Origin of the sequence: Rhizobium tumorigenes, assembly GCF_003240565.2 — a bacterium.
Classification (GTDB): domain Bacteria; phylum Pseudomonadota; class Alphaproteobacteria; order Rhizobiales; family Rhizobiaceae; genus Rhizobium; species Rhizobium tumorigenes.
This window is the reverse complement of record NZ_CP117256.1, coordinates 716,975-730,559: the sequence shown is the minus strand read 5'-3', so window position 1 is coordinate 730,559 and position 13,585 is coordinate 716,975. Positions and strand designations below refer to the sequence as shown.

Annotated in this window: 9 protein-coding genes and 2 pseudogenes; 7 read left to right on the top strand and 4 right to left on the bottom strand. The window is 51.9% G+C overall.

Translation table 11 applies throughout. The annotated features are described in order from the left end of the window. Positions 1 to 70: 70 nt before the first annotated feature. Both pseG and pseI read left to right on the top strand, forming a co-directional pair. Positions 71 to 1,750, top strand: a complete 1,680-nt coding sequence (gene pseG / locus PR017_RS21125) for a UDP-2,4-diacetamido-2,4,6-trideoxy-beta-L-altropyranose hydrolase (RefSeq protein ID WP_341798956.1) — start codon at positions 71 to 73, stop codon at positions 1,748 to 1,750. Position 1,751: 1 nt separating this feature from the next. Next, on the top strand, positions 1,752 to 2,807 hold the full coding sequence (gene pseI, locus PR017_RS21120; RefSeq protein ID WP_111217098.1) for a pseudaminic acid synthase: 1,056 nt from the start codon (positions 1,752 to 1,754) through the stop codon (positions 2,805 to 2,807). A gap of 15 nt (positions 2,808 to 2,822) precedes the next feature. On the opposite strand, the gene pseF is transcribed toward pseI, so the two are convergent. Genes pseF through pseB form a run of 3 tightly spaced genes read right to left on the bottom strand, consistent with a single transcriptional unit; the run spans position 2,823 to position 5,706 of the window. Continuing rightward, on the bottom strand, positions 2,823 to 3,545 hold the full coding sequence (gene pseF, locus PR017_RS21115) for a pseudaminic acid cytidylyltransferase (RefSeq protein ID WP_111217100.1): 723 nt from the start codon (positions 3,543 to 3,545) through the stop codon (positions 2,823 to 2,825). Further along, entirely contained in the window at positions 3,542 to 4,711 is a 1,170-nt protein-coding gene (gene pseC / locus PR017_RS21110; protein WP_111217102.1) for a UDP-4-amino-4,6-dideoxy-N-acetyl-beta-L-altrosamine transaminase, read from the bottom strand. The genes pseF and pseC overlap by 4 nt, the downstream gene beginning before the upstream one ends. Then, complete coding sequence (gene pseB / locus PR017_RS21105; protein ID WP_111217104.1) at positions 4,708 to 5,706, bottom strand: UDP-N-acetylglucosamine 4,6-dehydratase (inverting); 999 nt, start codon at positions 5,704 to 5,706, stop codon at positions 4,708 to 4,710. The genes pseC and pseB overlap by 4 nt, the downstream gene beginning before the upstream one ends. Before the next feature lie 219 nt (positions 5,707 to 5,925). Here pseB and PR017_RS21100 point away from each other — a divergent pair. Next, positions 5,926 to 6,597, top strand: a pseudogene (locus tag PR017_RS21100) (IS701 family transposase); the annotation flags it as partial. Positions 6,598 to 6,828: 231 nt separating this feature from the next. After that, positions 6,829 to 7,674, top strand: a complete 846-nt coding sequence (locus PR017_RS21095) for a class I SAM-dependent methyltransferase (RefSeq protein WP_240538869.1) — start codon at positions 6,829 to 6,831, stop codon at positions 7,672 to 7,674. An 18-nt stretch (positions 7,675 to 7,692) separates the two neighbouring features. On the opposite strand, the pseudogene PR017_RS28500 reads toward PR017_RS21095, so the two are convergent. Further along, a pseudogene (locus tag PR017_RS28500) lies at positions 7,693 to 7,884 on the bottom strand (IS5/IS1182 family transposase); the annotation flags it as partial. 208 nt (positions 7,885 to 8,092) lie between these two features. On the opposite strand from PR017_RS28500, the gene PR017_RS21085 reads away from it, so the two are divergent. The 3 genes from PR017_RS21085 to PR017_RS21075 all read left to right on the top strand — a co-directional run bounded on the left by PR017_RS21085 (position 8,093) and on the right by PR017_RS21075 (position 13,532). Beyond that, positions 8,093 to 8,329: a hypothetical protein gene (locus tag PR017_RS21085; RefSeq protein WP_206423116.1), complete on the top strand. Its 237-nt coding sequence runs from the start codon at positions 8,093 to 8,095 to the stop codon at positions 8,327 to 8,329. Between the two features lie 61 nt (positions 8,330 to 8,390). Further along, the gene (locus PR017_RS21080; protein ID WP_111217110.1) at positions 8,391 to 10,112 is read left to right on the top strand and encodes a hypothetical protein; all 1,722 of its coding nucleotides are present in this window, start codon (positions 8,391 to 8,393) and stop codon (positions 10,110 to 10,112) included. A gap of 504 nt (positions 10,113 to 10,616) precedes the next feature. Continuing rightward, complete coding sequence (locus tag PR017_RS21075) at positions 10,617 to 13,532, top strand: glycosyltransferase (protein ID WP_279619537.1); 2,916 nt, start codon at positions 10,617 to 10,619, stop codon at positions 13,530 to 13,532. Positions 13,533 to 13,585 lie beyond the last annotated feature (53 nt).

Below are 13,585 nucleotides of genomic sequence, written 5' to 3'. Positions count from 1 at the left end.
CCGGTTTGAGAGGACCTCTGCGTTCAATGCGTAGAGTGATTGGCGCAATATGTATTCGATTGCATGCTGAATGCGTCCGCCATGTGAGAGAAGGCGGGGTGTTCAGAAACGGAGTTTTCGGGGGATGAATCGGAGTAGTATTCTATTTCGCGTCGACGCGTCAAGCAGCATCGGGTCGGGACACGTTATGAGGTGCCTTTCATTGGCCAACGTCCTGAAGTTGTACGGGTATGAGTGTGTATTTGCCGCTCGGTTCATGCCGGAAGGTCTTGAGAAGCTAGTTGCCGCCGCGGGTCATAAGTTGGAACGACTTGACTGCGGCTACACGTATATCACCCATGAGCCGCCGGTCCTGGATCACGCCGATTGGCTGGGCTCCGACCAACGAGCCGATGCCGATCAATGCATTCGCCTGAGTGGTACTCTACGGTGGGACTGGATTGTCGTCGACCACTACGCACTCGACGTTCGTTGGGAGGAACGGGTTCGTCCGATTTGTGATTGTTTGATGGTAATCGACGATTTGGGCGACCGCAGGCATGATTGCGACTTGCTTCTGGATCAAAATCTGGGGAGCGATTTACGGAAGTATGATGGCAAGGTTCCTGCCAGCTGCAGGTTACTACTTGGACCGCGGTTTGCGTTACTACGACCAGAATTTGCTCAAATGCGGCAATATAGCCTTGCCCGCAGGAAAAAACCACAATTGAACAGCTTGCTGATAACGATGGGCGGTGCGGATAATAACAATGTGACTTCAGACATTCTTAATGCGTTAAAAAAATCGCCATTACCACTGGATTGTCGAATTACAGTCGTCATGGGGTCGCAATCGCGATGGTTTTCCGATGTAGGTTGTTTGGCGCGAACAATGCCTTGGCTGACGAGTGTGCACATCAATGTGCCCGATATGGCGCGCTTAATGGCGGAGAGTGACTTGGCCATTGGAGCCGCAGGAGGTACGGCGTGGGAACGTTGTTGCCTCGCATTGCCCAGCTTGATTGTCATTATTGCGGATAATCAGAGACAAGGCGCGCTGGCGCTTTCGTTATCGAAGGCGGCCGTCGTGCTGAATCCAACTGGGCGGGAAGCGCTAGACGAAAGCTTGCCAACAACGTTGTCGAGATTAGTTGAGGAGGGCCTCGCGTCCATGATAGAAAACCTAGACGCTCTAAATATCGAAGGTTCTGGTACAGAGCAGGTTGCCCTTCAATTTGAAAATGCGCGGTCTCCCGGAGACGCGCCTCGTCTACGTTTGATTGAGGAAGCGGATCTGCCAGTCATTCTTACCTGGCGGAATGATACACGCGTTCGAAAGTATATGTTTTCCCAAGAAATCATCTCGCTTCACGACCATGTGAGTTGGTATGAACGGGTCAAAAATGATCCGTTGAAGCGACTTCTGATCTTCGAGACTGCAGCCCAGCCGCGAGGCTTTGTTAATTTCAAAATCGATGCAACCGGCGTCGGGGCGAGCTGGGGTTTTTACAAGGGCCCTGAAATGGCGAAGGGAACAGGGTATTTGATGGGACGGGCAGCGTTGGCCCATGGCTTCGAACAACTCGGATTGCAAACCATATCGGCGGAAGTGCTGGAAGGAAATCATGTCTCGGCTCGTCTGCATAAAGCACTTGGTTTTAGGCAGGGAGCTCTTAAACTTGACGCCTATGAGATTAATGGTTCGTATGTGAACGTCGTCTGCTTCACACTTTCGAAGACCGATTGGCTGACCACAACGAGGGATTGCTGAGATGGATCGCAACAAAGCAATAGAGATTGCCGGACGTCTGATTGGTCCGCAGGCAAGCCCGTATGTTATCGCCGAGCTTTCTGCCAATCACAACGGAAGCATTGAGACGGCGCTGCGGATTGTAGAAGAGGCCAAACGGGCCGGGGCCGACGCAGTCAAGCTACAGACTTACAGACCTGATACTATCACACTTGATAGCGACGATGAGAGTTTTCAGATTCGTGGAGGACTCTGGGACGGACGCAGCTTGTTCGAGCTCTACGCCGAGGCCCATATGCCTTGGGAATGGCATAAGACCTTGTTCGAGCGTGCTGCAGAGCTCGACATAACGATCTTTTCCTCCCCGTTTGATACGACGGCGATCGATCTTTTGGAGGAACTTAATGCGCCAGCATACAAGATTGCCTCGTTCGAAGCGGTCGATCACGCTCTGATTAAATATGCGGCTTCCACCGGAAAGCCACTGATCATTTCGACCGGTATGGCCGACGATGCGGAAATCCAGGAGGCCATCGATGCCGCGCGTGCCGGTGGATGCCGCGATTTGGCAATCCTCCATTGTGTTTCCGGTTACCCAGCCCCCTCCGAAGACTATAATCTGCTTACGATTCCCGACATGATCGAGCGCTTCGGTCTGGTGACCGGTCTCTCCGATCACACAATGGATAACACGACAGCGATTGCTAGCGTTGCACTTGGTGCCGCTATAATAGAAAAGCATTTTACCCTCGACCGCGCCGGTGGCGGCCCGGACGACAGCTTCTCGCTGGAGCCAGCGGAGATGACGGCTCTTTGCAGCGGAGTGAAAACGGCCTGGCGTGCCCTTGGCCATGTTGATTATGGGCGGAAATCAAGTGAAATGGGGAATGTTAAATTTCGTCGTTCGCTTTATTTCATCACGGATATGAAGGCGGGCGATATCATCACGCCGGACAGTCTCCGTAGTGTTCGCCCCGGTTATGGCCTTGCACCCAAGCATCTTGAAGCTCTGATCGGTAGGAAGCTCAAGTCAGATGTCCGCAGGGCGACGGCAACGAACTGGAGCCTAATCGAGTGATTTGTCTGAGCCATCCTATGGAGCGGTAACGTGCGCGAATTCCGGTCGCCGGCCGTCGTCTAGCGCCGCAAACATGATCTCGGCGCGTCTCCAGTCTTCGTAGGTATCTATGTCTTGCACGCGATACCGCGGCAAAAGGAAGGGGACGGAGTCGGGAGAAAAGATCGGTTTTTGCTGTGTCCAAGCCTCCGCTCTTGCCCAATAAAACTGCCCGGCGTCGTGATAGGCTTCTTCGAGATCCTGCGATCTGGTGTGGAAATGGTTGGGAGAAAACATTTCCGCCCGCCCTTCCGCGGTGATCCGAAAAGCCCGCGCGATGGGAAAGGCAAAACTCGTCGCCGAAAAGACGTAGCTACAGTCCTGGCTTTCAAGAAGACGAAGCCCGGCCTGAATTGTTTCCGGCTGAATGAACGGTGCGGTGGCGTAAATACAGCAGACAGCGGACGGTTGGAGCCCGTCATCGTCGCACCAGTCGACGGCATGGGCCATAACTGCGTTCGTGCCTACATGGTCATCTGACAATATAGCAGGCCGCAAGAAGGGCGCCTCCGCACCGTATGAGCGGGCAACGGCGGCGATTTCGACATCATCGGTAGAAACGATAACACGATCGAAGCAATTCGAGTCTAGTGCGGCGCTTATCGACCAGGCAATCATGGGGTGCCCGTAGAAAGGCAGAATATTCTTGCGCGGTATGCGCTTGCTGCCTCCCCTGGCCGGTATGACGGCCAAGTTCATGGCGCGACCGCCCTCCGCAATGCAGTTATTACCTCTTCCTGCTGTACATCAGTTATGGTTGGGAACATCGGGAGCGTGATGGCTTCTGCATAGTACGCTTCGGCCTGCGGAAAGCTTCCAAATCGAAAGCCCATACGTTGATAATAGGGCTGCAGGTGGACCGGAATATAATGCAGATTTACGCCGATACCCTGTTTCTGCATTGTCTCATAAACAACTCGGTGCGACTTCGTGAGATTGTCTAGCCTGAGACGGATGACATAAAGATGGAGCCCGGAATAACCGTCCGGATTCTGCCAAGGCGTAGTAACCGGGAGGTTCCCAAGAGCTTCCGTATATCGACTTGCCAATTGGTGGCGCTTGGAGACGTATTCGTCAAGACGGCTCATCTGATTTAATCCAAGCGCACCCTGCAACTCCGTCATTCGGTAATTATAGCCAAGTTCTATCTGCTGATAATACCAAGGGCCATCGGCCTCATGCGTCATCGTGTCGGCGTCACGTGTGATCCCGTGACTCCGAAAGAGGGCCATTTTGCGGGCTAGTTCCTTATCATTTGTAACCGCCATGCCGCCTTCCGCCGACGTGACTATCTTCACCGGATGGAAGCTAAACACCGTGATTTGGCTATAACGGCAGTTGCCTATGGGTTCGTCGAGATACCTTCCGCCGATCGCGTGGGAAGCATCCTCGATAATCGAAAACCCATAGCGAAGCGCAAGTATATGAATAGCGGCAAGATCGCATGGCTGCCCTGTCAAGTGGACAGCAACTACGACCTTCGGGAGACGGCCCGCGCGCTCCGCTTCTTCTAGCTTTTTCTCGAGTGCTACCGGCGAGATATTGTAGCTGTCCTTGTCAATATCAACGAAATCCACATCTGCTCCGCAGTAAAGTGCGCAGTTTGCCGATGCGACGAAGGTGATCGGGCTGGTCCAAAGCAAATCGCCTGTACCAAGCCCCAGAGCAAGGCAGGCAATGTGCAAGGCGGATGTTGCGCTGTTGACGGCAACAGCATGGCCCACCCCACAATAAGATGCGACGGCTTTTTCGAAGCGAGGCACGACAGGGCCCTGTGTCAGAAAATCGGATTTCAGAACAGCAACGACTGCATCGACATCAGAATCCCTGATATCCTGTCTGCCATAGGGAATAGAAGAACTCATATCATTCCGATCTTGCCGCGGTTTTGGTCAATCCAGTTTTGCAGGGTGCCGGTACTCATCCATTCCTTGTTGTTATTGCTCGTGTAGCTGAAGCCCTCCGGGACCTTTACGCCGTCTTTGATGCGCTCAGCGCTAGTTCCCCAATTGTTGATCGCAGGCAATATCTTGAAGTGGTCGTGATACTCATACGTAAAAAATGAATCTTCTTCGCCGATCATCTGCTCATGGAGCTTTTCACCAGGCCGAATGCCGACAAATTCGATCTGAGCCTCTGGCGCCACCGCGCGGGCGAGTTCGACAATTTTCATGGAGGGGATTTTCTTAACGTAAATTTCTCCGCCCTCCATGTCGTCGAAGGCATGCCACACTAGTTCCACGCCCTGTTCGAGCGTTATCATGAACCGAGTCATCCGCTCGTCGGTGATGGGAAGAACGCCCTTGTCCCGGACCGAAAGAAAAAAAGGAATGACTGAGCCCCGCGAGCCCATGACGTTTCCGTATCGAACTACGCCAAAACGGGTGCAATTTCCGCCCGCATAAGAGTTGCCGGCGACAAAAAGCTTGTCGGCGGCAAGCTTGGTCGCGCCGTAAAGATTAATCGGACTGCTTGCCTTATCGGTCGACAAGGCTACGACCCGCTTAATGCCGCGGTCGATGCAGGCATCGATGAGATTCATAGCACCGTTAATATTTGTCTTTATGCATTCAAAAGGGTTGTATTCCGCCGTTGGAACGATCTTTGTCGCTGCCGCGTGGACGACAAAATCGACCCCGTCCAGAGCTCTGTAGAGCCGTTCACGATCTCGGACGTCGCCAATAAAAAAACGGACGCGCTTGTCACCCTCGAATTTCTTGGCCATTTCCCACTGCTTCATCTCGTCGCGAGAATATACGATAATGCGACGAGGATTATAACGGTCCAGCGTCATGGGAAGGAATGTATGGCCGAATGATCCGGTGCCGCCAGTGATGAGAATTGATTGACCTGTTAACATTGTCTCACATTATCTTTCATGCCAGTCACTCGTGCGGGCTCTCACGCAATTCCAGGTCGCGGGCACGTAACGGTGGATTGAACATACCTAGATGGTTCCTTACCGGATTTTTCCGCGTGATGAAATGATTAGGCTGGCAAAACATGTATATTCGGAGATCTCGCTGCTGTTAGCATTACAGTTGCTATTTTCCCGCAAGCTATGGACTGATAGGCCTCCATGATCCGGAGGTCCTGGGCGATGGGTACATCAATCGAGACAACGTTGGAACTGTCGGCATCGTCGCTGCGTGACGTGAAGGCTGGTATCGAGGACTGTTTACGCAGGAGCGTGTTGCGGCTCCGGCAAACGTTTTCCTAGATGGCTTACTGGGTGTCGGGCGTCGTAAGCCGGGCTGGATGCGGGCTAATGCGGCTCGTGATTCAGGTCCTTGGAACCAAAAACTATTTTTGGTCGCGGACGGTGGGAGGCCGACGAAATCCGCGACATTGTGCGAGCGTATGTCATCGAGCATCTTGCCACTGATGATGCGGTCCTTGTCATTGATGAGACCGGGTTCTCAAGCAGGGTAAGGCATGCTGTGGAGTTTCGCGTCAATACACCGGCTCAGTGGGCAAGATAACGAACTGCCAAACTGGCGTGTTCGCCGCCTATGTGTCAGCTCGCGGGCATGCCTTTATTGATCGAGCCCTCTACTTGCCCAAGAGTTGGACCAGAGAACCAGCGAGGCTTGCTGCCACTCATGTTCCTGAAGCCGTAACGTTCGCCACCAAGCCACCGCTTGCCGTCGATATAATAGGGCGTGAGCTCGTCGCCAATGTGCCGTTTTCGTGGGTGGCTGCAGATGCAGTGCATGGTGTCGGGCACGCCGAAGGAGCCCTGCGCCGCGCCTGTCAGCACCGGAGCAATACTCCCCAATAGTGCCGTTTGAATCTTCCCCAGCGCCGCGTCATCGTCAATACTCTTTCCGACGGTCGAAAGGGGATATTGGTGATCAAGCTGAGAGAGGCGATCAAAAGAGTGACTTTCCTGCAACTTAATATAATAGTACGCAACTAACGGTATTTTGCGGGGGTGAATGTGACAACCTTTTATATTGGGCAGCCTTATGATGACGGATACGTGGATCATGCTTTTCTTAACCACGGAGGTGTTTTACGGCTATCCGGCTGGTCACGATCTGCTGAGACTAGCCCCCCTGAGATTGAAAATGCCCAGCATCTATGGAGCCTGCGCTACCACAGAGACGACATAAGCGAAAGGTCCAATGCCGGAGTATTTCATGACTATTTGGTAGTTGGTGAAGCGCGCCTTTCAATCGCATCATTTGTCGTAGTTTTTCCTTTTGCACCTTTGCCTCCCTACGCTGGCCTTCTCACAGGCGATCAAGTCTATAAAAGAGATCAAATATATGGGACCGGCCCCTCAGTGACCTTTGTTGACTCCCAAGTTGCCGAACTTATAACGTCGGCCAGTGGGCGTATATTGGATTTCGGATGTGGGAGTGGAGCTCTGGTCGGCTATCTGCGATCGTCCGGACATAACGCAGAGGGTGTGGATCTCGATACTCCTAAGATCCGTCGCGATGTCATCGATGTTTCGAGGCCCCACGTACGTTTTTACCAGGGTGATAGGTTACCTTTCAAAGATGGATCCTTCGATTGGGTAACAGCGATCGAAGTAGTTGAGCACATTGACAATTACGATGCAGCCTTTGCAGATATTGCTCGTGTTAGCGGCGGGTTAATTATGACAGTGCCAGACGCCACTGGAATCCCGCGGCTTGCGGGTGCGGGTGTGGTTCCTTGGCATTTGCTAGAGGCGACACACTTCAATTTCTTTACTCCAAAAAGTCTTAGGAGGGCACTCTCTCGCCATTTCTCGCACATAGAGATCGGGCAACTTCATAACGCGAACACCGATGGACAAGCGTGGTCTGTAAATCTTTGGGCTATAGCCCAGAACTAGGTAGCGGACTCGTAATCTAAGGCGATCCGCGACCAGTTTGACTGCGGCGAGGTATTTATTTGCGCGTACATCATATCGGGTTGCCAATACCCGCATCTTTCTGATGCGATTAAAGAACCGCTCGACGAGGTTGCGCTGGCGGTAGGGCCTACGGCTGAAGCTGAAGGTCTGCTTGCGGTCGCTCTTCGTTGGAATGTTTGCCCAGGATTGCGGTCTTGGCGAAGTTACTGATGGCGTCTGTCTCATACCTCCGGTCGGTGCCGGCGCTTCAAGATTGTAGCCAGATCGGTGGGTTGCCCCTCAGAATCACGATTTTAAAACGCGGTCAAAACGGGTCGGCCCTAAATATCAGGCGAGGAACAGCCCTGGGCTGTCATGCTGAAATTGAAATTCTTTGGAAGTAGGTGGTGTGTGGTCAGTGGATTCTGCAGGCAAGATCATCCGCGAGACGAAGGTGGCGTTCGATCCAGATGTGTTTATCGAATACTCTGTTTCGCTGGAGCTTGAGTTGCAGTGGATCGGTCTGGAAGCATGCCCATTGTCTAAATGGCTGTATGAAAGCCTGACTATGGATGGCTTTGATGTTGTTTTACTCGAAACCCGTCACGTGAAAACCGCCTCGCTGACCGACTATGAATCTAAAATAACTGCTTGATTGTTGTCCGCAATCTGCGACGTTTTCGAGCACGTTTTTGAAATTGAAACTTGGAGTTTAAATGATAGGAACGAAGAGCATTCGTGCTTTACTAAGGCAGTTACTCTGCAGCGTGTTTCTCCGGAACCATTCGCAGCTAGACATTCTCGTTGCAAAGAACCCTGACACACAAGCGTATTTCAGTGATAAATTTACCGTCATCGACGCCCACCTCCTGGAAAGAATGCAAAAGGAAGCAAACTACCCGCTCGGCGGACATGATCCCTCGGCCGGAAGCCGGATTGGCTCAGCGCTGGCGGCTCGCATGTGCCGGCGTCTGGCGCGGATATTCTCGCCGCACAAGTCAACCGATGCGGAGGCGTTTTCTGCGGCATGGTTCTTTTCCGTCTGGTCGGAAATTTGTGTAATTTACCCAATTCGCCATCTTGCACGGCACATCTCTTCCCGACTCGGCAACAAGGTTATCCTCATTCCAATTCGAAGTAGCGCAATATCTTGTCTCAGTCATTGGGCCCCTAGTCAGCTTGAGCCGGTAATTTTGGCAGGAGAACTCCGGCGACGCGGAACTAAAGTGTTTTTGCTCGCCGATTCCGAGGAACTAAGAGTCCAATTCCTGACCGGAAAATCGGATCTCGATTTTATCGCGGATCCGGCCTGGTGGCGGTCTGAGGGCGCCGCCAAGGTCCCTTCTGATAGAAGGGAGCGGATTTTTAGCAGCGGCGGAATGCGAAATCCTAGCTTTGCAAGGGCGTCGATAGGCGCGGCGGCAGAGGTCGGCAACGCCAGGGATCCTCATGCCACAGCGGATATTTTGCTATGGGGCCAACAGGACAACGGTGAGCGAATCAGTGTGAACTTCAAAGTGGCAGAAAATTCCAGAGACTTCATAATATTTTCCCCATCCCACGAAATTCCGGATCTCGCCACTGGCTTCTTTCGTTTGATCGGCAGCGTTTCGAAAGCCGCATTGGCGACCGCACACAAGGCCGTCGCTGCAACCGGGGCTCGCGAGGCGCACATATCCGACCATTTGTTTTTCGAGTCCGCGCTGATCGGACATGCGGTGGGAGCAGCAGGAGGTGAGGTGCATCTGTGGCCCCACTCCTCCAATGCGGTACATGTGCCCTTTCATAAGCATAACGACATAGCCGTCGTCATCGCAATGACACGCAGCTCTCAACGCTTATGGGCGACTGTCGTTGATTCGGACAAGATTTCTGTCGATTCAAGTTTGATGCTGTCCAAGGGTCAGACTCCACGCCCTTATTCCGCCGAGGCTCCTATTCATGTTGTTGTCTTCGCTGGTGCGCACCAACTGAACAGAATGCCTATCCTTGACTACAAACGACATGAAAAGGCGCTGCACCGATTCTTTAACGCGCTAAATGCGCTGCCGTGGCGCTTCCAAGTCGTGGTAAAGCCTAAGGCGTATTGGGAGCCGGCGGACTGGCTCGAAAGATTTTTCCCATTGGGGCACCGGTTCAAGTTCAGCGATCAGGCGACCGCTGAACTAAATTTGTCAAACATGATATTCGTTTCCGTTTCGCTGGGAACGACAGCGCTGCTCGAAGGGATGGGCCGCGGCATTCCCGCTTTGATCGTCAGGGACTTTCCCGTTGTCGACTATACGGCACTAGATGCCGAGCATTTCCAGGTCGGGCCGCTTGAATTCGTCATGCAGGAGATAGAAGCCTGCCAGGAACGGTCTCATTACACAATGATGGCAGAACGAAATATGACTTGGTACGAACAGGAAACGGATTTCCCGGAATATCCAAAGTGATTGGGGTATAAGCGTGCTACCGGACACCACGCTCCCACTATTTAGGTAAATCGCACCGCATTTTAAAGGAATTTTATTGGTAATAATATTGTATAATTTGCTTATATCGACTGTTTTTGATCATATAGACAGTATTTATTAAATAAAAACAGAACTGACCTTTTCATAATATTCCTATTCAGGATTTTATTTGGCTCGAAGATCGGCGTATCAAACGATATTTGCAGGGATACGTCAGAATTTCTCAGGCAGGAAGCCCGAGTCATGCTTTCCAGATTCGACTATGACAGGAGGTGGAAGCGGGTGGAAATTGCTGCCAAAATATTATACGCATTAAATTGTGGTTGCTCGTAATAAAAATGTGCCGCAAAAAAATGTTTTTTTGGACATATGGAATCTGGTTTTGGTGGTTAAATATTGAACCTATAGTAAGCGCGGATGGGTGCAGGGGAGCGGCGTTGAGCGATATGTTGACGATCTAGAGTCGCTACGAGCAGGCCGCCGGTGAAGGACGAAATAGACGTGACAAAAGAAATATCGCAGATGGACTACGACGAAAATTATTATGAAGGACATTTTTGTGGGGTCGCATACAGTCGAACCGAGGCACACTGGTCCCAATTTTTCGGCAACGTCGCGGAGCACCTTTCTAAAAGCTTCAACCCCAAGCGAGTATTTGACGCAGGATGCGCCATAGGATTTCTTGTCGAGGAGCTGCGAAAGCGCCACATCGAGGCATTTGGTCGCGATTTTTCTGAATATGCAATCGAGAAGGTGCCCGAGACCCTCAAACCTTTCTGCGAGGTCGGTTCGATCGTTGACCCAATAGAGGGCGCCTATGACCTTATTACCTGCATCGAAGTGATCGAGCACATGACGGAGTCGGATGGTCGCCTTGCCATCGCCAACCTCTGCGCGCTAGCACCGCTGATCTTGTTTTCCTCCAGCCCTGACGCATTCGACGAGCCAACGCACATAAACGTGCAGCCGCCTCTCTACTGGTTACGAATTTTCAGAGAACACGGTTTTGCGCCACGCGCTGCGCACGATCCAAGCTATCTTTGCACTTGGGCCATGCTGCTTGAACGCCGGGACACTCCGGCGACAGATGAGGAACTAGAGGCTTACGCCTTAATAGTCCGAATGCGTATGGACCATCTTAAGCAGTTGCAGGAGCAGCATAGTCATCTAGGCGATGTTCACGCCGATTACGAACGTCGCCTAAACGACTTACGTCATGAGTGCAATTCACACGTGGCTGAGATGAAGCTGCGCCACGAGACGGAAGTCAATAGTTATCGGGATGCCCTTGAGACTATGAAGGTGCAGCATGAATCAGAAGTCGAGAGTTATAGGAGCACCAAGGACAATGAAAAGGCGGAAAAAGACGCCGTCATTGTCGACTTGAACGAAAGAGTTTCGGCCGCTCTCTCAGCGGTGAATGCAATGCGCACTTCTACAAGCTGGTGGCTCACAGCTCCCTATCGCAAGATCGGCCATCAAGCGCTGCGCGCTCGCCACGTTGCACGGGTGCTGCCAAAATTGGCCAAGAGTCGCGGTGGATATCTAAAGTTTCTAACTGCCGGCGCGCGAGTAGTTTCGCGCCGCGGCGTGCGCGGCGCTGTGTCATCGTGGCGTCTGGCAAACATGCCGCCCTCAGAGCAGACGGCGTACAGCGAGAACCTGACGATCGCCACAGACTACGCGTCTTGGTTGCGGACATACGCTGAGTTGAACGATGAGCATCGTAGACAGATCAGGTCAGACATCGATGCGTTTCAGGCGTGCCCTTTAATTTCAATCGTCATGCCCGTTTACAACCCCGATCTACGGTGGCTTGATGAGGCTATAAGGTCGGTAACTAGCCAGTTGTACTCCAAGTGGGAACTGTGCATCGCCGACGACTGCTCAACAAACAAGGGCGTGCGAGAGTTTCTGGAGCAGCAAACTGCAAATGACCCCAGGATTAAAGTCGTTCTGCGAGAGACAAACGGACATATTTCTGAAGCGTCTAACTCCGCAATCATGCTTGCCACCGGCTCGTGGATGGCTCTCCTAGATCAGGACGATCTTCTGAGCGAAGACGCATTATATTACATCGCCAGAACAATTAATAGGTTCCCTGATTGCGTCCTCATTTACAGCGATGAGGACAAGATAGAGGACGGCGTGCGGCGTGATCCATACTTCAAGCCGGATTGGAATCCCGATCTTCTACGAAGCCAGAATATGATTAGCCATCTCGCCGTGTATCGCTTGGATCGTATCCGCACTCTAGGCGGCTTCCGGAAAGGCTACGAAGGCTCGCAAGACCACGACCTTGTTTTGCGCTTCACAGAGGGACTTAAGAGTTCTCAGATTAGGCACGTCACGCGTGTGCTTTATCATTGGCGTAGCCATAACGAGAGCACCGCCCAGTCTGGAGGCAACAAAAGTTATGCATCTATGGCCGGTCGAAAAGCATTATTAGATCACTTGGAGCGGATTGGCTTATCTGGCGACATTACAGTTTTGCCGACAGGTATGTATCGTGTGACATATAAAATTCCAGATATTGCCCCGAAGGTTAGCTTGATTGTACCTACTCGTAATGGATTTGAATTAATCAGCCAGTGTGTTGATTCAATTTTAAAAAAGACGACGTATCCGAATTATGAGATTCTTATCGTAGACAATAATTCTGACGATCAACGAACTCTGGATTATTTCAAGCGATTGCAAGGAAATGATCGCGTGAAGGTTATTCACGACAACCAGCCCTTTAATTATTCTTCCATTAACAACCGTGCTGTCGAATTGGCAGACGGCGAATATGTAGGGTTGATCAACAACGATATTGAGGTGATATCACCCACTTGGCTTGACGAAATGATGGGGATTGCCATCCAGCGGGAAGTCGGTGTAGTTGGGGCGCGGCTCTGGTATCCCAATGACACCCTGCAACATGGCGGCGTTATTCTTGGCATACATGGTGTAGCCGGCCATGCCCACAAAATGATGTCTAAAGGCGCGCATGGATATTTTGGCCGCGGCGAAGTTATCCAAACTATGAGTGCCGTCACCGCAGCTTGCGTTGTCGTACGGAAGTCGACGTTTGAATTAGTTGGGGGGTTGGACGCGGACAATCTCAAGATTGCTTTTAATGACGTTGACTTTTGTCTAAAAGTCCGCGAGGCCGGTTTCCGTAACGTATGGACACCCTATGCAGAGCTCTATCATCATGAGTCCGCATCGCGGGGATATGAGGATACGCCTGAGAAGATGGCCCGTTTCCGCGCGGAAGTTTTTTTCATGATGGACAAGTGGAAAGACCACCTGCAATGTGATCCTGCATACAATCCCAATCTCGCGCTGAATAGCGACAATTTCTCACTTGCGTGGCCACCCAGAAATGATGGTGACCCAACTCTCGCATCGTGAGGTGTGCTGCATGCGCGGATTTTTTCGCACCTTTGATATAAGGTATCGCTCGC

Bases quoted from the DNA above. Each gene is read 5' to 3' on its own strand.
- pseI (WP_111217098.1), top strand. From the start codon at position 1,752: ATGGATCGCAACAAAGCAATAGAGATTGCCGGACGTCTGATTGGTCCG.
- PR017_RS21080 (WP_111217110.1), top strand. From the start codon at position 8,391: ATGATAGGAACGAAGAGCATTCGTGCTTTACTAAGGCAGTTACTCTGC.
- pseB (WP_111217104.1), bottom strand. From the start codon at position 5,706: ATGTTAACAGGTCAATCAATTCTCATCACTGGCGGCACCGGATCATTC.
- pseC (WP_111217102.1), bottom strand. From the start codon at position 4,711: ATGAGTTCTTCTATTCCCTATGGCAGACAGGATATCAGGGATTCTGAT.
- pseG (WP_341798956.1), top strand. From the start codon at position 71: ATGCGTCCGCCATGTGAGAGAAGGCGGGGTGTTCAGAAACGGAGTTTT.
- pseF (WP_111217100.1), bottom strand. From the start codon at position 3,545: ATGAACTTGGCCGTCATACCGGCCAGGGGAGGCAGCAAGCGCATACCG.